The organism is Gimesia maris (genome assembly GCF_008298035.1).
Taxonomy (GTDB): domain Bacteria; phylum Planctomycetota; class Planctomycetia; order Planctomycetales; family Planctomycetaceae; genus Gimesia; species Gimesia maris.
This window is the reverse complement of record NZ_CP042910.1, coordinates 5062740-5085299: the sequence shown is the minus strand read 5'-3', so window position 1 is coordinate 5085299 and position 22560 is coordinate 5062740. Positions and strand designations below refer to the sequence as shown.

Annotated in this window: 12 protein-coding genes; 3 read left to right on the top strand and 9 right to left on the bottom strand. The window is 50.8% G+C overall.

The genetic code is table 11. The features are described from left to right. Window positions 1–27 precede the first annotated feature (27 nt). Window positions 28–1560, bottom strand: coding sequence for a sugar ABC transporter ATP-binding protein (locus tag GmarT_RS18685; RefSeq protein ID WP_002646319.1), 1533 nt, complete (start codon window positions 1558–1560; stop codon window positions 28–30). Beyond that, on the bottom strand, window positions 1553–2641 hold the full coding sequence (locus GmarT_RS18680; protein WP_230682471.1) for a sugar-binding protein: 1089 nt from the start codon (window positions 2639–2641) through the stop codon (window positions 1553–1555). Before GmarT_RS18680 ends, GmarT_RS18685 begins: the two co-directional genes overlap by 8 nt. A gap of 378 nt (window positions 2642–3019) precedes the next feature. Here GmarT_RS18680 and GmarT_RS18675 point away from each other — a divergent pair, with 378 nt between their 5' ends. Both GmarT_RS18675 and GmarT_RS18670 read left to right on the top strand, forming a co-directional pair. Next, entirely contained in the window at window positions 3020–5944 is a 2925-nt protein-coding gene (locus tag GmarT_RS18675) for a c-type cytochrome (RefSeq protein ID WP_002646321.1), read from the top strand. Window positions 5945–6065: 121 nt separating this feature from the next. Then, a complete protein-coding gene (locus tag GmarT_RS18670; protein WP_230682472.1) occupies window positions 6066–7319 on the top strand; it encodes a hypothetical protein in 1254 nt (417 codons plus the stop codon). Between the two features lie 43 nt (window positions 7320–7362). Here the strand turns inward: GmarT_RS18670 and GmarT_RS18665 are convergent, their stop codons facing one another. From GmarT_RS18665 to GmarT_RS18655, 3 genes are all read right to left on the bottom strand, one after another. Beyond that, the gene (locus GmarT_RS18665; protein WP_002646323.1) at window positions 7363–10257 is read right to left on the bottom strand and encodes a c-type cytochrome domain-containing protein; all 2895 of its coding nucleotides are present in this window, start codon (window positions 10255–10257) and stop codon (window positions 7363–7365) included. Window positions 10258–10324: 67 nt separating this feature from the next. Further along, the gene (locus GmarT_RS18660) at window positions 10325–12838 is read right to left on the bottom strand and encodes a DUF1549 domain-containing protein (protein WP_002646324.1); all 2514 of its coding nucleotides are present in this window, start codon (window positions 12836–12838) and stop codon (window positions 10325–10327) included. A 164-nt stretch (window positions 12839–13002) separates the two neighbouring features. Then, window positions 13003–14379, bottom strand: coding sequence for a DUF1501 domain-containing protein (locus GmarT_RS18655; RefSeq protein WP_002646325.1), 1377 nt, complete (start codon window positions 14377–14379; stop codon window positions 13003–13005). A gap of 202 nt (window positions 14380–14581) precedes the next feature. Here GmarT_RS18655 and GmarT_RS18650 point away from each other — a divergent pair, with 202 nt between their 5' ends. Next, on the top strand, window positions 14582–15343 hold the full coding sequence (locus tag GmarT_RS18650; protein WP_002646326.1) for an AraC family transcriptional regulator: 762 nt from the start codon (window positions 14582–14584) through the stop codon (window positions 15341–15343). Window positions 15344–15365: 22 nt separating this feature from the next. Here the strand turns inward: GmarT_RS18650 and GmarT_RS18645 are convergent, their stop codons facing one another. The 4 genes from GmarT_RS18645 to GmarT_RS18630 form a co-directional block, all read right to left on the bottom strand. Next, window positions 15366–16853 carry a DUF1501 domain-containing protein gene (locus GmarT_RS18645; RefSeq protein ID WP_002646327.1) on the bottom strand — a complete coding sequence of 496 codons (1488 nt, stop codon included), beginning with the start codon at window positions 16851–16853 and terminating at the stop codon, window positions 15366–15368. A 68-nt stretch (window positions 16854–16921) separates the two neighbouring features. Further along, on the bottom strand, window positions 16922–20044 hold the full coding sequence (locus tag GmarT_RS29560; protein WP_002646328.1) for a DUF1549 and DUF1553 domain-containing protein: 3123 nt from the start codon (window positions 20042–20044) through the stop codon (window positions 16922–16924). A gap of 93 nt (window positions 20045–20137) precedes the next feature. Continuing rightward, window positions 20138–21787, bottom strand: coding sequence for a LamG domain-containing protein (locus tag GmarT_RS18635; protein ID WP_002646329.1), 1650 nt, complete (start codon window positions 21785–21787; stop codon window positions 20138–20140). Continuing rightward, complete coding sequence (locus GmarT_RS18630) at window positions 21784–22311, bottom strand: sigma-70 family RNA polymerase sigma factor (protein WP_002646330.1); 528 nt, start codon at window positions 22309–22311, stop codon at window positions 21784–21786. Before GmarT_RS18630 ends, GmarT_RS18635 begins: the two co-directional genes overlap by 4 nt. Window positions 22312–22560: the final 249 nt, after the last annotated feature.

The following is a 22560-nucleotide window of genomic DNA, read 5'->3' as shown; positions in this document are numbered from 1 at the left end:
GGTGGTATCTTGGTATATTGATTCAATTCAATTTGTCACTGTTTCACTGGTTTGGCCTGTCGCCAGTTGCATGATCGCTTCTTCACTGAGCTGCTCGCGTTTCAGTTCTCCTGTCAGCTGGCCTTCATGCATCACCAGAACCCGGTCCGAAATTCCGCGAATCTCTTCCAGGTCACTACTGACAAACAACACAGCCATTCCACTGGCAGCCAGTTTGTTCATGAGAAGATAGATTTCTTCCTTGGCGCCTATGTCAACGCCCCGTGTCGGTTCATCCAGCAACAGGACGCTCGGGTTCATGGCCATCCATTTTCCCAGAACTACTTTTTGTTGATTACCGCCTGATAAAAACTGGACGATCTGTCGATCACTGGGGGTTTTGATCTTCATGGCTTCGATCATTTCGCTGGAAATTGACTGTTCCCGGGCAAAGTCAATATGCCCCAGTCGTCCCTGGTCACGGGACAGACTGGCCAGGCTCATGTTCTCGCGGACCGCCATCTGCAGAACCAGTCCCTGTGCTTTGCGATCTTCTGGAACGAGTGCCAGACCGGCCTTGATCGCGTCTTGTGGAGATTGGATTTGAACCACTTTACCGTAGACGCAGATTGATCCGTTTACTGGCGAATCGATGCCAAACAGGACCTGGAGCAGTTCCGTTCTTCCGGCTCCCACCAGTCCTGAGATGCCTACGATTTCACTTCGCCTGAGAGTAAAGCTGATCGGATGCGATGGGTTTGCTGGCGTGCGCAGTTGTTTGACTTCGAGAATCACTTCGCCGGGTTCATGCGGAGTGTGCGGAAAAAACTGCGACACACTGCGGCCCACCATCATCTGCACCATGCGATCGTGGGAAATGGAAGCGCGATCCAACTCTCCCGCGTTTTCTCCATCGCGGAGCACTACGACACGATCTGCCAGGTCGTTGACCTCTCCCAGCCGATGTGAGATATAAATAATACTTACACCCTGCGCTTTCAGATCATGGATGACTGAGAACAGGGATTCTGATTCATGGAGGGAGAGAGAAGAGGTCGGCTCATCCATAATCAGAATGCGGGCATTGATCGATAAGGCTTTGGCAATTTCGACCATCTGCTGTTGCCCGACCGTGAGGTCTCCCACCAGCGTACGCGCGGAGAGATTCAAGCCGACACGTTTAAGAAGCTTTTCTGCTTCGATCCAGGTTTGCCTGTGATCGATTATGCCCCAACTACCGGGTTCGCGGCCCAGAAAGATATTGGCGGCGATATCGAGGTTTTCACACAGATTCAGTTCCTGGTGAATCAGCGCGATACCCAGATCCAGCGCGTCATCCACTTTAGACAGGGAAATCGGTTTTCCCTCTAATGACAACTTACCGGTATCGGGTTCCTGAACTCCTGCGAGGATTTTCATCAGGGTACTCTTGCCCGCACCGTTCTCGCCGATGACAGCCAACAGCTCTCCCTGATTCAGCGTCAGGCTGACCCGATGCAATGCTTTAACACCGGGAAACTGTTTTGAAATGTGTTTGACTTCCAGTAGCGGTGTTGAGTGAGCCTGTTTAGTGCTACTCATTCGACTTGGATACTTTCGGTTTATCGGGAGAGTCACTTTCATTCCCAGAAGGAAGCTCCGTCTTCCCGGTTTTTGTTTCAGAGGCAGCTGCCTGTTCGGTATCACCCGTCAGTTTCTTCAGTTCGTCCCAGAATTCCTTTATATTCTCTTTTGTGATTTTTCGTGCTGGAATGTGAATGATTTTATTTTCGGGGATTACAGATTTGTCACCATTCGCCAGGGCATTGAGCACCCGTACCGATTCGTATCCGTACTGATAAGGGTTCTGTACGACAGTACCCACCACGGTGCCATCAATGATGCCCTGCAGACTGGCAGCTTCTTCATCAAAAGACACGATCTTAATTTCATCGAGTTTGCCTGCATCACGTACCGCTTCCAGGCAGAGCGGAGGATTATAAGCGAACAGACCCACCATACATTTCAGGTTCGGGTATTTGGCGATTGCATCCTGTGCATTTGCTTTGCCCTGGGGGAAATCAAAATCATCGGTCCGTGTGTCGAGAATCGTGTATTTCTCGTTTTTGATCACTTTTCCGGGTTCATCGTATCGTGTGTTGTCATTTGAGCGGTCCATGACTTCGTCAATGACTCCTTGCCGACGCAAGCGAGCATTTGCCTGACCCAGCCGCCCCACAAACAGCATGATTTCTCCACCCTCCGGCAACGCTTCCTTGACCAACTCTCCACACATGCGACCTGCTTCGTAGTTATCCATGCCGATATAACATTCGCGGGGACTGTCAGGCGCATCGGAATCCTGAGTAATCAGTATCGAATTGTCTGCGATTTCTTTTAACAGATCATTCTGATTGGCGGGGTCAATTGGACTGATGGCAATGCCGTCGATGCCTTGTGCTAAAAGTTCCTGAACCATCCTTTTCTGGTCGGTCACTCCCTGGGGAGGCATGCGGACTTCGACGTTGACTCCCAGGTCCTCTCCTGCTTGTTCTGCCCCTTTTTCTGCAATGACCCAGAAAGAGGCAATTCCATTGGTCACGTAGGCGACATCATTTTTCTGGCTGGCTCCCTGTTTGTTGCACCCAGCAGGTATGAGTGAAATACTAAAGATTATTGCCAAAAGGCTGCAGTTCCGAATCAATTCGCGACAGGTTTTCAAGTGAGGCTCCTTGTTTTTATTGTGCGTACGATCAGCTCAAAGAATTGAGAAGAATATGATGAATGACTCCATTATATGATGCAATGAATTCGTAGAAATATCGAGTTCATCTGCGGGAAATCAATAAATAAAAATGAATCCAGACGAGTTTTCAATGCATAATCCAGCTGTTATGATGAAGGAGTCATTACATTTTAACAACCGATATCTGAAACCTTCCCGTGTTGTCGATCTGTTCTACAGAGATGCCGACAGGCTTTATTCGATCCAGTTGACAATACCACAATTCCGTCCAACTGCAATTCTATTTCCAATTGATCACGAATCAGGGGCAGCTACATGATTCAGGCTTTTCCATCTTTGTGTGTCGCCTTGAGCGCAATCCTTGTTTCTCAAACACTGCTGGCCGCCGATCCGGCAGAGTCGCCATCCACTCTGACATGGACGTTCCAGAATCAGGAACATGGCTGGACCGCATATACCGATTGCAAACTATCGGTCAAAGATCATCTTTTACAGGTGGACAGTACTGGAAAAGATCCGCACTTCGGTCGCGAACTGAAATCGGCAGCCGGCTGGAAGCAGGTTAAATTAAAACTGCGCGCTGACTTTCCTCTGAAGGGCGAGATTTATTGGAAAACGGAAAAAAATAACAGCTATGCGGATTCCCGTTCGGAACGATTTGATTTGAAGAAGAAAAATCCCGACTGGCAGGAACTGTCGTTCGTCTTTTACGCCGATTCTGAAATGACGGGCCTCAGAATTGATCCGGCCAGTCAAACAGGTTTGATTGAAATTGAATCAATCTCACTGGGTAATACGGAGGCACCGCGATCTGCAACAGCTACCCCCGCAGACCAGATCAAACTGCTCAAAGATTTCAAAGTAGAGTTACTGTATTCGGTTCCAACCGAAGTACAGGGGTCGTGGGTGAGTATGGCCATTGATCCCAAAGGACGGCTCATTACTTCCGATCAGTACGGCGACCTGTATCGCATCACCCCGGCAAAAATTGGTTCAAAAACAAATGATACCCAGGTGGAAAAACTGAAGGTCGATATGGGCATGGCACATGGGCTGCTGTATGCCTTCGACAGTCTGTATGCCGTCGTGAATGGTGGTAAGGAACGACCTTCGGGCCTGTACCGTCTCAAAGATACCACTGGAGACGGTCAGTTTGACGAAGTCAAATTCCTGCGTGAAATTAAGGGGGGCGGCGAGCATGGGCCGCATGCCATTATTCTTTCGCCTGATAAAAAATCGCTCTATATCGCTGCAGGAAATCATACCAGTCTACCCGAACCTGAGAAGTCTCTGGTTCCCCGCAACTGGAGTGAAGACCTGCTGCTGCACCGCCTGTGGGATGCCCGCGGTCACGCCGCCGGTAAACTGGCACCAGGTGGCTGGATCTGTCGGACTGATCCTGAAGGCAAAGAATTTGAAATTGTCAGTACGGGTTTCCGAAACGAATATGACATCGCCTTTAATCCGGAAGGGGAGCTGTTTACCTATGATGCCGACATGGAATGGGACGTGGGGTCTCCCTGGTATCGTCCGACGCGAGTGAACCATGTCACCAGCGGGAGTGAATTCGGCTGGCGTTCGGGGACGGGAAAATGGCCCGACTATTATCCTGACAGTCTGCCAGCTGTGGTGAATATCGGTCAAGGTTCACCGACCGGGATTATCTTTGGCACCGGTGCGAAGTTTCCTGCCAAATACCAGGATGCGTTATTTATTTCAGACTGGAGTTACGGGATTATTTATGCGGTCCATCTCAAGCCTCAGGGGGCCTCTTATGTCGCGACGTACGAAAAATTTGCTTCTGCTACGCCTCTGCCTGTGACCGATCTGGTTGTCAGTCCTGTGGATGGAGCATTGTACTTTACGATCGGTGGTCGCCGCACACAGTCCGGTTTATATCGTATTACTTATACAGGCGACGAATCGACGGCTCCTGCAGAACCGAATCCGGATGCGCTCGCCGGTCTGCGGGAACTCCGCCGCGACCTGGAAGAACTACATGGGCAGAAGAATGAAACGATCGTTTATTCCGTGTGGCCTTATCTCGGGCACGAAGATCGTCACATCCGTTTTGCAGCCCGGATTGCCCTCGAACACCAGCCTGTCGAACAATGGCAGAACTGCGTGCTGCTGGAAAAAGATCCCACGACGTTAATCACTGGCGGTATCGCGCTGGCACGTAATGGCAGTCCTGCATTCAAAACGCCGTTAGTAAATGTGTTAAAAAAACTGGACTGGAACAAACTCACAGACACGCAAAAAATGGATCTGCTGCGTTTGTATCAACTGGTCTTTGTCCGGATGGGAGGACCGACCGAAAAAGAACGATTGGACGTACTCGCACAGATCAACAAAGCCTATCCTGCTGCCAATTCGTTTATGAATCGCGAATTAAGCCGGGTACTGGTTTACCTGAATGCTCCCAAAGTAATTGAACGTACTCTGGAACTGCAGGACAAAGCACTCACCCAGGAAGAGCAGATTCATTATGCGAAAGTCCTCATGAATCTCACGACAGGCTGGAATGACAAGCTGCGAAAGAAGTACTTCGAATGGTATCTCAAGTCGACGGCCCATAAAGGGGGCATGTCGTTCAATAAATTCCTGGTCAATATTAGAGCGGAAGCGATCAAGAATCTGTCAGAAGCAGAAAAGAAAATGCTGAAACCGGTTCTTGAAGTCAATCTCGAAAAAGCAGAACCCATCGCAGAAGGGCCGCCACGACCTTTTGTTAAGAAATGGACGGTGGAAGAATTACTGAAAGCCGAAAACAGTGATCATACTCAGCGAAACTTCGAACAGGGACGTAAGATGTTCGCCGCTGTCGCCTGTTTTAAATGTCATCGCTTTGCCGGAGAAGGAGGAACTATTGGTCCCGATCTGACCGGTGCAGGCGGCCGCTTCAATGCACAAAACCTGCTGGAATCAATCATTGAACCTTCAAAGGTGATTTCAGATCAATATGCCTCGACCATGTTTATTCTGGATGATGGGCGCGTTGTGAATGGTCGCGTGATCAATCTCAGTGGCAAAAATCTGATGGTACTCACGGATATGGCTAATCCCAGTAAACTGACTTCGATTGACCGGGATACAATTGAAGAAATGCTGCCTTCCAAGTCGTCGATGATGCCGACGGGACTCATCGATACACTCACGAAGGAGGAAGCACTTGATTTATTGGCTTTCCTGCGATCTGGTGGAGATCCAGGGCATCCACTCTTTCAGAAGAAAGACTAATTTGAAACAAAGTTCTTTGTATAACGGCTCTGTTTTATATCTGGATTGAGAGCAAAACTGCTCTTGGAATCCATCACCTGAATCTCTAAAGGGATTAACTGATACGATGAAGAATCTCAGGATGATGTCTCGCAGAGACTGGATCGCCAGTGTCGCTGCTGCGTATGGGGTTGTTTCACAGCGTGTGAACGCGGCTCCTGTAAAGTCAGTTGAAACAAAATCGATTGCCGCGGTCGTATCAATCTATGAACCTAAAACACATGCTGATGTGTTGATTGGGAAAATCCTGGAGGGCTGGAAGCAGGATGGCGGAGCAGGGCCGGCTTTAAAGTTATCCTCGCTGTATGTAGATCAGTTTACCGATCTGGATCTGTCTCGAAAAATGGCCGCGAAATATAACGTGCCGATCTTTGATTCCATTGAAAAAGCGGTCACTGTAGGAACCGACCGGATACCCGTTGATGGCGTGATCAGTATCGGCGAACATGGCGAATACCCTATTAATGCCAAAGGGCAGCAACTCTATCCTCGTCGTCGTTTTTTCAAAGAGATAACTGATACCTTTCAGAAATATGACCGCGTTGTCCCTGTCTTTAATGACAAACATCCAGGGCCCGTCTGGGCTGATGCAAAATGGATGTATGATCGTGCCCGGGAAATGAAGGTTCCTTTTATGGCCGGTTCGTCTCTTCCCCTGACATATCGGAAACCCGAACTTAATTTACCGCTGGGATCTGAAATCGAGGCCGCAGTGGGAATCGGTTATTCTGAACTCGACAGGTATGGCTTTCATGCACTCGAGTGTTTTCAATGCCTGGTCGAGCGACGACAGGGGGCAGAAAGTGGTGTGAAGTGGGTGCAATATTTAGAAGGGGACGCCATGTGGAACGTCCTTGATGAAGGTCTCGTTTCCCGAGATGTCTTTGATGCCGCACTGGCAGCAGTTCCCAAAGTAAGGGAGGGGGATGTTCGTGATGACCCGGACGCCGGACTGTTTCTCTTCCAGTACAACGATGGGTTTGTGGGAGCATTGTTCATGCTGCAGTCAGTAAACCGTACTTCGGTGGCGCTCAAGCTCAAGGGACAAGCGAAACCTGTCTCCACTCAGTTCGAAGAACGAACCGAACCTGCACATCCTCACTTTGCATATCTGTTAAAAGGTATCGAATGCATGATTCACACGGGGCGCCCCAGCTACCCTGTCGAACGGACGTTGTTAACCACTGGTATTCTCGATCGGGCTCTGACCTCACGTTTTCAGGGCTGCAAAAAGCTGAAAACTCCCGAACTGGCGATTCGTTATCAACCCGTCGCCTATCCCCACGCTCCTCACCCGGATTTGAGTAGAAACCCCTCGCAGCAGTTAGCCAGATAAAGCCTGCCAGGCATGGTTTCACTTGACACTCCCTGCGAGTGTCTTAGTTCGAACTGGCAGCCAGTTTATCTTTGTGTTTTACATGCAGGAGCACTGGAATCGAAGTCTGGTTGCCTTCCTGGGCGGCTCGAAGATGGAACAAACGGGTTGTTTCCGGGACCCACTTGGCTGCGGTCAGATAAAAGGTCCGTTCGTTCATATTATCCAAAAGCAGCAGACCATTCAGGCCTATATTATCTACATAGACGCCGTGGGGCAGATTGCGGCCTGCATACTCACGACCGAAACTGACGACTCCCTGGTAACCATTTCGCAACAGCAGAACCCGGGCTGAAATTGTCTCGCCGGGATGGATGGTCAATTCAATGGGTTTGTCAGGTATCTCGGCAATATTATCACCGGCTACGTCCAGTTTGTCGGTTTCCATCTTCACCATGCGGATAATCAGTTTTGGTTTGTTGAGCAGTTTGATCTGTCCCAGTGGATTTACCGGATGTGTAACTTCTTTGTCACCGATCTTTGCGGTCGCGGTGACGGAAACGGTTTGATAGCGACCGTCGTTGGGCAGCGGTGCAACAAGTGCTCCAGAAGTTTCCGGCACCGGGTCTGCTGATAATACGCCATAAGCCCGGTCGTGACCGGCCTGGATGATAATCGGGCTGGTGACATGAAAGCCTGCAGGCACATCAGCAATATCAACTCGAATCGGTCCATTAAAGCCATCAATGCGGTCAGCGACGACTTCGATTTCTTTTCCACTGCCGGCGTTGACCTTGGGATTGGCTCCTTTTAACGTTACCTTGAAGTCCGGCTGTCGCGGACGAACGGTCAGTTCATAATGAAAGTCTTTCCCCTGAAAGCCGCGGACATCAGAGACACGCACATAATAGACGCCATCTTGGGGAGCTTTGAAAATCAACCGGGAATCGTCACCCAGTTCCCGCCTGCCGTCATCATTGTTTTCATAATAAATGGTGAAGACGGGGAGGCCATTCGGAGGCAGTTCTGTGCCAACCGGATGAGGTTCCACAATGTAGCAGGGCTCATGCAGGGCGTGAGTGATGGGACTGGTTCCAAAATAGGTGTAGCGTTTCCCGCCACTGCCGGGGTAGACATTGAAACCGGAATCGGGACCACGCGGGTAGAGCCAGAGTTTGACGACTTCACCGTTGCAATACAGGTATTCATTCAACTCCATTTCCTGCCAGTTCTGAATACGGAAATCATTGACGATGTTCGAATCTTTACCGCGGAAAGTAAAATAAGAATCGCGGACGGCTCGCAGCAGAATGCGCGGGATCTGTTTGCCTTCCGCATCAAGCACTTCGATTTTGGAATCGAGTTTGGATTTTTGGCGGGCAGCGTTTGTTTCGATGAGCCATTCCTGGCCAGCTTTGGATTCAAAACGATACAGGTCCAGGTCCGGCTGGTCGGGTTTGTCTGAAGAGATCACTCCGCTCACCACGACCGCAGATGAATCCAGCTTTGTAGCGTCGACCGGTTGATTATTGGGTTCCTGCTCTTTGAGAGTTACGGTTTTCGCCACCTGGGTTGCTGGTGCAGTTGCCTGATTGTTTGCAGCGGTCGGGGTCTGTGTTTCATCAGAAGGAGAAAGCTGCCTGGGTAATTCAATTTTCTCAAGCAGTCCGTTATTATAACCGACCAGGGTCTCTCTGGAATCAGTAGAGAAGACCACCGAGGTCGGGAGTGCCGGCAGATTTTCCTGTACGTACAATAAAATCAACTGGCTGGCATCCCAGATTTTCAACGACTGGTCATCGGAAATCGAAGCCAGCAGTTTGCCATCAGGGGAAAAAGCAATCTGTGTCACCGGATTTTCATGAGCGAAGCGGGCATAGATCAGCGGGTTGATTTTTGCAGAGGTGCGTGAGATAAAACGCCATTTGCGAATCCGGTTATCGGCTCCCGCGGCAAGAATAAAATTGCCATCCGGGCTGAACGTCACAGAGTACTGTTCCTTGAGGGGCTGACTGAGTGTGTCCAGACGCTTGCCTGTGGAGACCTGCCAGACTTTCACGGTAGCATCAGCCGAGGCGCTGATCAGCGTCGTACTGTCGGGACTGAATGCCAGATCGAAGATGGCGCCGTTATGTCCGGTGAGAGACCGGACCTGTTTTCCCGTCGCGATATCCCAGAGGATGATGTTCTGATCATAGCTGCCCGTCGCCAGCCATTTCCTGTCGGGACTAATCGCTGCCGCGTACAGCACATCCTTATGTCCCACGAACTCATGCAGTTTCTTTCCCGATTCCACATCCCAGATGGCAGCCTGGCCAAATAGACCTGTGGTGCCCGAAGAGGTAATCAACCACTCGCCATCCGGACTGTAACGGACAGAGTTCACTTTGCCAGGCAACCCTTTCCATGACTGAATGACTTTTTTCAGATCAGGTGAGAGGAGCTTGACTTCTTCAAACCGGGCGACAGCGATCTGATCTGTTTGCGGAGACCAGGCCAGTGATGTCACCGGCTTCTGTACGGATTTGGAAGGTTTAATGTCTGGTACTGTCAGTTCCATACGGGCAGGTTCTTTACCTGCGGGGCCTTTGGCTCCCTGGTTGACCCACTCGACCAGCAGGGCAATTTCTGCATCGGTCAGCTTTTCGCCACTGTCTTCCGGCGGCATGACCGGTTTGGCTTCGCCTTTGATCATGCGGATCAGTCGGCTGCTTCCACTGTCGCCTGGTAAGACGGCCGGTCCATGCTTGCCCCCTTTGAGCAATCCCTGGTAGGAGTCGATGGCGAATTTGCCTTCTGGATCATCTACGCTGTGGCAGCCTTCACAGTATTTACGGAACAGGGGTGCGATCTGTTTCGGGTAATCGACCTGTTTCTCTGCTGCAGACAGCGAGTCAGAAAAACTGGCCAGCACGCAAAGCGAACAGAACAGCATCAGTTTTACAGGAACATTTGTCATCAGGGACCTCAGATCAGCGCTATTAAAATAGATCTCTCAAAGTATCAGAATAATGGCAGCGAACATTTTAATGATTAAATAGAAACTCGCGGCTGCTCAGAACGCCCCAGAACAGATCTTCCACTGCCTGACGTTTTTCCGCAGGCGGTGTTTCCTGGAGGAGTTTCAACAGTTTGCTTTCTTCTGCCGCTGTCGGTTGGCGGGAAAGACAGAGCAGATAAATATCTGCGATCAGTTCTTTGTCTGTTTTTTTCGCCTCCAGCATTTTCGTGACGCGGCTGGCTTTGTCTTTGAGTTTGTTGTTGATCGTATCCCCGTTTGAAATATGCAGAACCTGGACCATTGTCGGTTCTTCCGTTCGTTCACATTCACAGGTAATCATCCGTTCGTTGCGACCAAATGTTTTCAGGAAGTATGAAATGACCGAAGAGTCGTACAACTGAATTGCCCGGGTTCCCTTGGGATAAAAATCCGTTTTCTGGGGGTTCGGCTCATAGTACATCGTGAATTCTGAAGGGACATCGGTTACCTGCGAAATCGCATCCAGCAGGACTTCCGCCATCATGCGACGGGGGTAGTAGCGGGAATAAAAGCGTTTTTCATCCTTGTTCTCGGGCAGGGGCTGACTGCTGCGCTGATAAGCGGCTGACCGCAGAATGACTTTCATCAATGCTTTCAGGTCAAAGTCATGATCCACCAGGTAACCGGAGGCAGCGGATAAAAGTTCTTCATTACTGGCCGGATTGGATTCCCGCATGTCATCAACTGCTTCAACCAGTCCTACGCCGAAATAATTTGCCCAGACACGATTGGTAATCGCGCGGCTGAAAAAGTCGTTGTTCTTAGAAGTCAACCACTCAGCCAGGTAGACGCGGCGGTCTTCAGGTGAGTTAATGTCGATCGGCGTGCCATCCAGGGGGGTTGGAGGTTGTGGTTTTCCCGTGAGTGGCTGCACCAGATCCCCTTCCGTGGCAACAAACAGGGTGCGAATGCCATCGCCGGCACTTTGCGAACCACCCCAGCCTTTGGCACGAACACGGGAGAAAAAGTTTGCCATCGCGTAATACTGGTTGTTGGTCCATTTTTCGAGGGGATGATTATGGCATTTGGCGCATCCAATCGACAGACCCAGAAATGCCTGGCTGACGTTTTCTGTCATCGATTCCGGATCCTGATGGATGGCATAAAAATTGGTGGCCCCGTTTTCGATACTGCTGCCCTGGGAGGTGATCAGTTCACGCACCATTTTATCCCAGGGAGTATTCTGTTTCACATGTTCGCGAATCCAGGCATGATAAGCTTTCACAGGTTCTGGTCGGATGAGGGCACCGTTGACCAGCAACAGGTCTGACCATTTGTACGTCCAGTAGTCGATAAATTCCGGTCGGTCCAGCAGGCGGTCGATCAGCTGATTGCGTTTGTCCGGATTCTGGTCTTTGACAAATGCCTGAACTTCGTCGGGGGTGGGCAGAGTGCCGATCGTATCGACATACACGCGGCGGATGAAGTCAGTATCATTCGACTGTGGTGAAGGGGGCAGGTTCAGGCGTTTTAACTGTTTGATGACCAGTTCATCGATGAAATTATTTTGGGGTGATTTGACATAAACTTCAGGAGCAATCTCCTGCGGATAGGGAGAGGTGATTTTTGAAATTGCGATTTTGCTGGAGTAATTACAGACGATCGCTCCTTCGCCGTATCCGGTGACTTTGATTAAACCTGCTGCATCAACCGAAGCTACACTCTCATTGACTGATGAAAAACTGGTCCAGCGCGTCACATCGCGGACCGAATGATCTGAGTAATGGGCCTGTACCAGAATATGTTGTGTCTGTCCATTTGTTAGAACAGAGCGAGTTGGTAAGACTTCCAGCCGTTCAATGACAGGATCAGCTTTCTCTGGCGCTGCGGCTCCCTGAGCGATCCATTCTGACAGAATGCGGTATTCGGGGGAATCTGTTTCGAAACGCACTCCTCCCTTATGGGGGACGGCACCCGTCGGCTTAATCAGAAACAGACTGCGTGCGGGATCGGAAAGTTCAATCCGTCTACCCCGCGACTGTTTGGCAATCGTGTAATAATCGCCGAGGACATCATAGGCTTTAAGTGAGAGACGAAATCCCCCTTTGCCGGCAAGTGCACCGTGGCAGGGCCCTGAATTGCAACCTGCCTTGGTTAAGATGGGTTGCACGTCATTCCGAAAGCTCCATGCATGGGGAATCTCGATCCCGGAGACAGAAACGGTGCTTTTAGCTTCCTGGTCACCAGAACGTGCTGTGATGGCAGCGGTGCCGTTACCGACCGGGATCAGTGTCGTTCCGCTGATTTTTACGACTGCCGGATTACTCGAAGTCAGAGTCACCTTGTCTGTAACAGGACCGGATATTTCACCATTGGTCATCTGCTGGACCAGTAGATCATGCCGTGCTACTTTGTTGTTAAGCTGAACCTGTTCGGGCAGGAGTACAATTCGATCACTGGTTTCTGCTGCAGAAACGGATTTCAGAACCGGACTGAAGCTGAACGAGGTCCACAGGCAGATCAGAATACTGAATCGGTTGATTTGTTTCGAGTAAGACATCGAGCACTTCTCTTGGGAAAAATAATTGCAAGTCGCGTGAGGAATCGAAGGATGTAATGCAAGTCATCAAATCAGACGACGGTGCCACCATCTTCGCTGCACGATTCGTAAAATCGCGTAATCTATGTACCATCAGCGTGAATGATCCGCTGACTCAGGATTGCTTAAAACAGCTCGCGGATTTCATGGTTACCCACATCCACAATCGGGAAGGGGCGTCCGGAAGGACCGGGTAAAACCGTATGCAAATCAAAACCCAGGCTATGATATACGGTCGCTGCGAGATCTCCGGGGGAAACAGGCTGATCAGCGGGAACACCGCCAATGGGGTCACTGCTGCCGACCACGCGTCCGCCCTGAACCCCACCGCCGGCGAAGTAACAGGTAAAACATTGAGGCCAGTGGTCCCGGCCTCCGGCGGGATTGACTTTGGGTGTTCTGCCGAACTCAGCCACGTTGCAGACCAGCGTTTCATCCAGCATGCCTCGATCATACAAATCTTCGATCAGGGCACTGTAAGCCTGGTCATACATGGGTGCTACAATATTTTTCATACCTTCAATCGAGGTGAACGGCTTGGAGCCGTGGATATCCCAGGTCACTTCATTGAAGACGGTCAGGAAGGTATTGATGGTGACAAACCGCACGCCGGATTCGACCAGTCGCCGAGCGAGCAGGCAGCATTGACCGAAGCGGTTCATACCATATCGTTCGCGGACCTTTTTGGGTTCTTTTGAAAGATCAAAGGCTTCCCGGGCTTCCTTACTGGTCATCAGCCGGTAGGCGGAATGGAAATTCCCGTTCAGAAGTTTCGCGTCTTCAGTGGATTCGAAGTAATTGATCGTTTCATCTACGACTTCACGGATTTTTTTGCGTCGTTCCAGTCGGGCTGTTCCAATCTCTTTGGGAGGCAGCATGTCAGGAACTTTAAAATTTGGTTTTGAAGGATCTGCCATGAGAGCGAAAGGATCGTGCGCTTTCCCCAGGAAGCCGCCCGCCTGTCCGTTAGGGAGATTTCCACCGCCGCGTCCCATCGTTTCGGGAAGGACAACGTTTGCAGGCAGGTCGGTTTTTCGTCCGCGGAGGTAATCAACGACCGAACCGATGTGGGGTGTATTAATTCCGCCGGTAAACAGGCGGCCGGTCTGCATCATCTGCCAGCCGGCATCGTGGACGGCAGCTGCCGTGTGATAACAGGATCGCACCAGCGAAAACTTATCTGCGACTTTCGCATGTAACGGCAGAATCTCGGAGATGTCGATCTCAGGGGATGCGGTGTTGATTGGTTTAAAGGGGCCACGAATTTCCGCCGGGGCATCCGGTTTCATATCGAAGGTGTCTAATTGACTGGGGGCTCCCAGGTTGAAGATCATGATGGCGGAACGATTGTCGTTCTTTTTATCCACCAGGCCTTTTTCTTTCGCTTCGAGATATTGGGGCAGCGAGAGTCCCATGGCGCCCAGCGTTCCGACCTGCAGAAAGTCTCTGCGTGTCACGCCGCTACAGGTATGTGCCGTGCCTCGACCGGTAAACTTCAGCATAATGCACCCCAATCAAATGGATTTCAACACAGAGTCGAATCTTCGAAAATCAACTCTGAAATGTGGTTCAATTTCGAAATTGAAAATAGACGAATAGCTGGATTCACTTAAAAAAACGCTGATTCGTTTATTTTCGCATATCGTAGACGCTCAGATCAATGTCGTCTTGTAGAAAACACGCATAAATTTGTATTATTTACGCATGTTCGATTCTCAGAAATTCCGTGATGACTTTTTGAAACGGCTGGATAACAAGCTCCATCTGGAAGAGCTGTTTAATTACATTCCGGATGCCTACTTTTTCGCGAAGGATGCCCAGGGACGTTTTATTAACATCAGTCACACCTGGATGGACATCCGCGCGATTCCCCGTGAAGAGGACATCATCGGTAAAACTGACTTCGACATTCATCCCAAAGATCTCGCAGAACAGTATGTGGCTGAAGATCAACGCGTGATGGAGTCCGCCAGTCCGCTGCCCAATCAGGTCTGGTTGATCCCGGACCGTCACGGAAATCTCAAATGGTATCTGTGCAGTAAAATTCCTCTCTTCGGCGATGGTGGCCAAGTCATTGGTGTCGCGGGGGTCCTGCGTGATATTAAAGTGGCCGGCACCGAGTTTCAGTCGTATCAGGAACTGGATAAAGTCATCGCATATGTTCTCGAGCATTATCAGGAACGGATTCAGATTTCCGATCTGGCCGACTTGATGTATTTGTCAGTGAGCCAGTTTGATCGCAAGTTCAAAAAGCTGTATCAGATCACGCCTCAGAAATATATTCTGCGTGTGAGAATCAACGCCGCCTGTCAATCCCTGACGAGAACCGAAAAAAGGGTGTCTGAAATCGCGCTGGAGTCGGGCTTTTATGACCAGAGTTATTTCACAAAACAGTTTGTGAATCTGATGGGCATTTCTCCTTCCGAGTATCGAAAAAAGTTCAAGTCGCACGAATCAATGTCTTAGAATCTGTCGTGATTGACCTGATTTATGCGATGATGTCATTAATCACATGGCCGCCCACATCTGTCAGGCGGAATCGTCGTCCACTGTAGAGGTACGTCAGTTTTTCATGATCCATACCCAGCAGACTGAGGATGGTCGCGTGGAGATCATTCACGTGTACTTTATTCTCTGCTGCTTTGAACCCGATTTCATCAGTCGCGCCATAGCTGGTCCCCGCTTTAACGCCGCCACCTGCCAGCCAGGTGGTGAAAGCGTGCGGATTGTGATCGCGACCCGGCGTGGCACCTTTCTGGGCGATCGGCAGCCGTCCGAATTCTCCTCCCCAGATCACCAGGGTTTCATTGAGCAGGCCCCGCGCTTCCAGATCAGCCAGTAATGCTGCAATCGGCTGATCGGTTTCTTCCGCGAAGCCACTGTGGTTGCCTTTAATATCGGAATGGCCATCCCAGCTTCGCTGGTTTTCCATGCCACCTGAATAGATCTGTACAAAGCGGGTTCCTCGTTCAACCATCCGGCGGGCAATCAGGCACTGTTTGGCAAAATGCTCGCACTTCTTATTGCCGATGCCATACTGTTCCTGAAGGTGTTTCGGTTCCTGGCCGATATCGAGGGCTTCCGGGGCGGCACTCTGCATCCGATAGGCCAGTTCGAAGCTTTCGATGCGTGCTGCCAGTTCCTGGTCACTATCATTCTGCTGCAGATGCTGGCGGTTGAGCGATTTCAGCAGATCCAGTTGCGAACGTTGTCGTCCTTTTTCGGTGAGAACCGCAGGGGGCTGCAGGTTATCAATCGGCTCACCTGTCGGACGCAAATATGTTCCCTGATAGACGCTGGGTAGAAAACCGGCGCCCCAGTTCAGACTCTGTCCTTTAGGCAACCCTCGTCCCAATGGGTCGGACATCACAACAAATGCGGGCAGACTGTTGCTTTCAGAACCGAGTCCGTAGGTCACCCAGGAACCGACACAGGGGTAACCCATTTTGGGCAGGCCGCTATTCATCATAAATAAGGCCGGACTGTGATTGTTTGATTCCGTATGTCCGGAGTGGATGAACGCCATTTTGTCGACGTGTTGTGCCATGTTCGGGAATATCTCGGACACCCATTTTCCGGATTCACCATACTGTTTGAATTTGAACGGGCTTTTCATGAGCGGGCCAACCGAATTCTGGAAAAAGCCGGTTTTGTTGTCGAAGCCTTCCAGTGCCACGCCGTCCCGTTTTTCCAGTTCGGGTTTATAATCCCAGGTATCGACCTGACTGGGACCACCGTTAATAAACAGCCAGATCACTGCTTTGGCTTTCGCCGGGAAGTGTGTCGGTTTGGGTGCCAATGGATTCGTGGCCTGTATCGAAGGAGCCGCCGTTGTCTGTTCCAGTACACCCTCCTGCTGAAGGAGACTGAGCAATCCGAGTGTTCCCAGACCGCTGCCAGCGCGTTTGAGTAACTGCCGTCGTGCCAGTAACTGGTTCAGTGAGATTGTCGGTAATTCGCTGGATGATGGTCTCATCTCAAAGCCTCTCAATATGAAATTCGTTTTAAAAACGGTTTCCCGGACAGTGGTGTCTCTCAGTCTTTTTAATTCGGGTAAATGAATTCGTTTGTGCTGAGTAATGCGTGTGTGAAATCCGTCAATGCCAGCAGGGTGGCATCCTGTTTCTTCTCCGCCTGATAGGATGCCTGGTGCTGTTGAATGAAAGCGAGAGAAATCGCGGTTTCACTGTCCGTTGGATTTCGACCCAGGGCGATCTGGTATGCCTTCTGAATGTTTGTTTCGATTGATTCCGGATGATCTTTGAGGAGACGTGCTGCGAATGAGCCGGCGCTTTTTCTGATGAAGTCGGCATTCATAAACAGCAAAGCCTGCGGTGCGATTGTCGTGCTGGAACGCTGTCCGATACTGACCAGTGCTTCGGGCGCATCGAACAGCTGCATCATCGGAATCAACTGGCTGCGTTTGATTTTGAAATAGATGCTGCGTCGCTGGTTTTCCTGCTGCAGTGAGCCGGGGCCATACATAGTCGGATCCAATTGATCGCCGACATAAAGTATCGCATCGCGGATGACTTCCCCTTCCAGGCGTTGAGGAGAGCGTCGCCAGTAAAGTTTGTTCTCCGGATCAATTTTTGCTTTGGCTAGATCGAAATCGGTGGACTGCCGATAAGTGGCGCTCAACATGATGTCTTTATGCAGTGGCTTTAACTGCCAGTTATGCTTGATGAGTTGATTTGCCAGGTATTCCAGTAAATCGGGATGAGTAGGGCGATCTCCCTGCAGACCGAAGTCGTTGGGAGTAGCCACGATTCCCGTGCCGATATGGTGTTGCCAGAGTCGATTGGTCATCACGCGTGCCAGCAGGGCGCCTGCGCCCTGTCGGGTATCGGTCATCCAGTCTGCCAGCGAGGCGCGGCGGTAAGATGTGGATGCCGATTTGGGAGGCGATTTGAGCCAGGACTCTTCTTTTTTGGGGGTACGCATCAGGACCTGCAGGAATCCCTGGTTGGCAACTTTGCCTTTCTGATCCGTGTCTCCTCTTGTGAGGTGGTAGGTTTCCTCGAAGAAGTCTTTCCCTTGCGTATGATGTCGAACCGGTTTGACATCTGGGCCCTCGCTGCAGATCATGACCTTGGTCAAAGCCGGTTGTGGCTCGATTTTGAGATGCAGTTCGACTTTCTCTTTCAGAGCGACCCACTTTGGATCCTGCTGTTCGAACTGACGTTTCAGAATCTCTTTCTGAACAGTGGACAGTTTCTCCGACTTTCCTTGCTGGACGAGTTGCAGAGCCTGTGAAAGTGCTTCGGGACTGCCATTCCCGGTTTTGACTGTAGAGGCTGTGGTACTGCTGACAGAAAATCGGGGACGTCCGATGCTGTGATTCACATTGTTTGTAAACGACATGGTGATGGTCAGCTCAGTTTCTCCTGCCTGATCCAGGGGCGTTTCCAGATCGAAGATGACCGCCTGGCCTTTGCCGATGCCTCCCAGGTCGACGGCCCAGCCTGATCCATATTGACCGTCAATGGCGCTGGCGGCTGAAAGCGTGGTCTGATTCTGTTCATGCGTCGCACGGGCGTTTGTCAGTTTGAGATCTTTGGCTGTCGCCTTTTTATCCTCAGCGGATTTGGCTTTGACTTTAAAGGCGGTCAAAGAGAAGTTCCCGTTCACCGCACGGCCAGGACCCTGTTTAGGCAGAGAGCGATGCGAGAGTGCTTCCAGGCGAATCGAATGAATGGGATGAACACTGGTACGCAGCGTGAAAGTGTAATTGTCCTGGTTGATATTCGGACCGCTGACGAGGACCGAGCCGTCATCCAGTTTTTCAAAACGGGCTTTACCTTTCGAGGTGTGGCCGATGACTTCGGGGACAATCCATTCATCGAGTGGCACGCTCGCTGTTTTGCCTGAATGAAGCCACTTCTGGAATGCCGGTTCTACGGATGCCGTTTCATATTCTTGTAATGCTTGCACCAGTGGTGCGTGAGCCTGGTCAAATGCTGCTTTGTCTTTCTTATATTTTTCAGGGTCCAGGTCGAGTTCGATTTCCGTGCGCACCGTGGTCGTAAATGTGGATAGCATCCGATAGTAATCATGACTGGGGATGGGGTCGAATTTATGATCGTGACAGCGGGCACAGCCGACACTCAGCCCCAGCATCGCCAGGCTGGTTGTATTGAGCATATCGTCCAGTGCGTCGTAGCGAGTGCGTTCGACTTCATTAGCCGTAATCTGAGTCGGGAAAACGCCCGCGCCCAGAAATCCGGTTGCCATGAGCGCCAGCGGATTGTCCGGTTCAAGTTCATCACCGGCCAACTGCCATTTGACGAACTGATCGTAGGGCATGTCCTGGTTTAAAGCTTTGATCACAAAGTCGCGATAGTGGTAAGCGTAGTTTCGGTCGTAATCGTGTTCGAAGCCGTGACTCTCTGCGAAGCGGGCGATGTCCAGCCAGTGGCGGGCCCAGCGCTCGCCGTAATGCGGGCTGTCCAGCAGCCGATCGATCAGGTTTTCATAGGCAGCGGGAGACTGGTCTGCCAGGAATTCTTCGATTTCAGCAGGTGTGGGGGGCAGGCCGATCAGATCAAAATAAGCACGGCGGATATAGACGCGTTTGCTGACTTCTTCATTCGGAGTCAGCCCCTTTTTCTGTTGTTGCGCAAGTATGAACTGGTCGATGTTGTTGTGGGCCCACTCATTTTGTTTCACCTTTGGGACAGCAGGCTGATGCAGTGGTTGAAACGACCAGAATTTGCGGTCATCGCTGGTGACCTGCATGGCTCCGTCATCTGCTGTTTCCGATGTCGCCAGTGGTTTGTCAAATGGAGCGCCCAGATCGATCCACTTCGCCAGGCTGTCTATCTCTTTTTCAGAGAGTTTCGGTTCCTTGAGGGGCATATAAGGTTCTTCACGGTGTTCGACCAGCGCCATCAGGTAACTGTCTTTTGCTGTCTTGTCAATCATTCCGCTCTCCAGCAGTTTTTTACGACTGGAGAGATCGAAGTCCGCTTTGATCGATTTTCCGCCATGACATTTCAGGCACTTGGCAACGAGCAGGGGGCGGACTTCTTTTTTGAAGAGATCAAGTCCCTGCTGCATGCGCCTGGCATGGTCGGCTGGCAGAACGGTTTTCTTTTCCTCCGCCAGGAGTGAGCCTGTGCAAACAAATCCCGATATCATCGTGAGCGCGATTAGAAGGTTTCGCATCAATGCCTCGTTGTAATGAAGTTTCTGCTGGTGAGAATTCAGGGAGTGATCGTCGATTATTATTATGACACAACAATTGGTGAGAGAAATCAATCAGGAATTCGGTTTTCCCGACTGATACAACTGCAATATTTCGTCAGCAGATAACGCACGGCCGAATAACGCGAATTCATCCAGACGTCCGTTTAAGCTGCGGATAGAGTGGGCGCCCGAGTGTTCCTGCGGTCGCCAGTTACCGATCTCAGCGGGGCCGATCACCAGGGGAATCGGATTTTCAATTTCATGATGGCTGACCGCAACGCCGTCCAGGTAGTGCACGACTTCCTGTTTCTGATGATCGTAAACGGTGACCAGAAAGATCCAGCGTCCCAGGTCAGTGGGCTGCAAAACGACGGGAGAAAAATAGTTTTTGCCGGGGCCTGTTTTCACGCCCAGAATCATTTCCCCTTTGTCACTGAGCTGCCAGTGCGGATTGCCGTCGTTGTAGCCGTCGGTCAGCATCAGCGAACTGAGCCAGCGGTCAAAGCCTTCAATGCGGACCCAGGCCATGAAGGTCAGCGACTGATATTCTCCGGGAATATGAGTACGCACCCGGTCACTGGTCCGTTTAAATTCCAGGCTGCGTTTCTGTGGCCAGCGACCCGACGTCCACTGGCAACCGACAATGGCCCCATGGGACGACGATGCTGGTTTCTGCTGACTTTTGTTATTCAGGGTGCGGAGCCAGTTGGAGGACTCTTCGAAATCATAATAAGCGACGATAGAAGGATCAGCCTTCAGTAAGGCATTCTGTTTCTGCCAGCGTTCAAACTGCTGTGTCTGCTGCTGTTCTACCAGTTGAGACAGTTCTTCCGGATTGATTAAAGGCAGGATGGCTTCCTGGAGTCGATCTATCGTGCCCCGCTGATTGAACTGCACGCCTTCGCCGGTGGTTAAACTTTGAACATTCGCAGGTGTTGACTGACTGTCAGTGGAATGCAGTTCTACCTTGCCGTCGATGACCTGTACCTGTCCGCTGCCGGACTGATCGAGTGAGAGCGTAAATTCTGTTCCCAGGTCAACCACGTTCAACCGGGATGTTTCCATCGTGAAGCCGTGCGCCTGTTCGGGGACAGACGCGCGAACTTTTCCAAATTGGCAGAATGCTTTGAGCGGTGAGATCAGTTTTACTGCTGCAGGACCTTCGATGAGAATCGAAGCGCCGCTGATCAGTTCGACCTGAATCGTTCCCTGTTTCAGTTTGAGCCAGCCGGCAGAGAGGCCGGCACCAGCCTGCAGATTTCGGTTGGTGTCCCATTCGACGCCGACTGCCTGTGTTAACAGGGCAATATGATCCGTCTGTGGTTGAGAGGTTTCATCGGCTGGTTGATCAATCGATGATTCAGCGATGGCAGACGATGAGTCTGCCCGGGTATTCCAGCCGGCATAGTAAGCCAGTGAAAGCAGGAGTGTCGCTGCGACCAGTGAAGAGACCAGCATTAGCAGAAAACGGGGAGATCTCAGTCGGGAGGGATGAGCTTGTGAAACTGGTTGAGGAACCCAGTCCGCAGGTTCTGTTGTTTCGTTAGTCCAGGTAGTGAGTCCGTTATGGACCTGCATATAGTCGATATAAAGTTGGCGCTGCTCAGAATCAGATGCGAGCAGCCGTTCCAGTTCTGCCTGTTGCTGGTCGCTGATGGTGCCCTGCAGGAAGGCGTCAATCAGAAGAATCGTCTGGTTGTCGGGTGTGGGGTTCTGGTTCATGATCCCATCTCCGCAGAGTGGAGTGTCTGTTGCATGCAGTCCATCAGTTTCAGTCGCAGACGTGATAGTTTCTTATAGAGTGCATCACAGGAACGTCCTGTCTGCTCGGCCAATTCTTTAATACTGATGTCAGCGTGATAGCAGTCCTGGATGAGTTTACGGCTTTCGGCATCCAGCTTTTGAATACAGTTCTGCAAAATCCGCTGCCTGTGTTCGCTTTCAGTCAGTGATGACGATTGTTGTGCAGCGATGAGTGAGAGGATTTCATCAGAAAAATAGTGCCGATCCCGGCTCTGGACCCGTTGGAAGTTCTTCACTTCATAAAAGGCGATCCCGCAGGCCCAGGAGGAAAAACTCTGAGTCTCGTCGAATGTATCCCATTTTCTCCACAGCACCAGGCAGGTCTGCTGAAACACGTCGTCAGCGTCTGTCTGGTGGGGGAGTAATGTTCCAATAAATCCGCGAATCAGATTGTGATGTCGCGCCAGCAGAGAAACAAATTGTTCATGGGGGATCTGATTCATTGGGGAGTCTGCAGCAAATTGTGTTTCCAGGGACAGGTCCATACTGATATTCGTACGCTCAAGGCAAAACCGGACGGAGAGAATCCGTTCTTTTTTGAACCCGGATCTGTTGGATTTGAGAAATCTTCTGTAAGCCTTCCTGTACTGAGGACTTAGGGCTTTAGATGTTAAGAAAATTATTCTGGTTGAGTCACATTTTTGTGAAGGTGTTTCTCCGCATGTTTCGCGATACAGAAATTATAGCAGAAC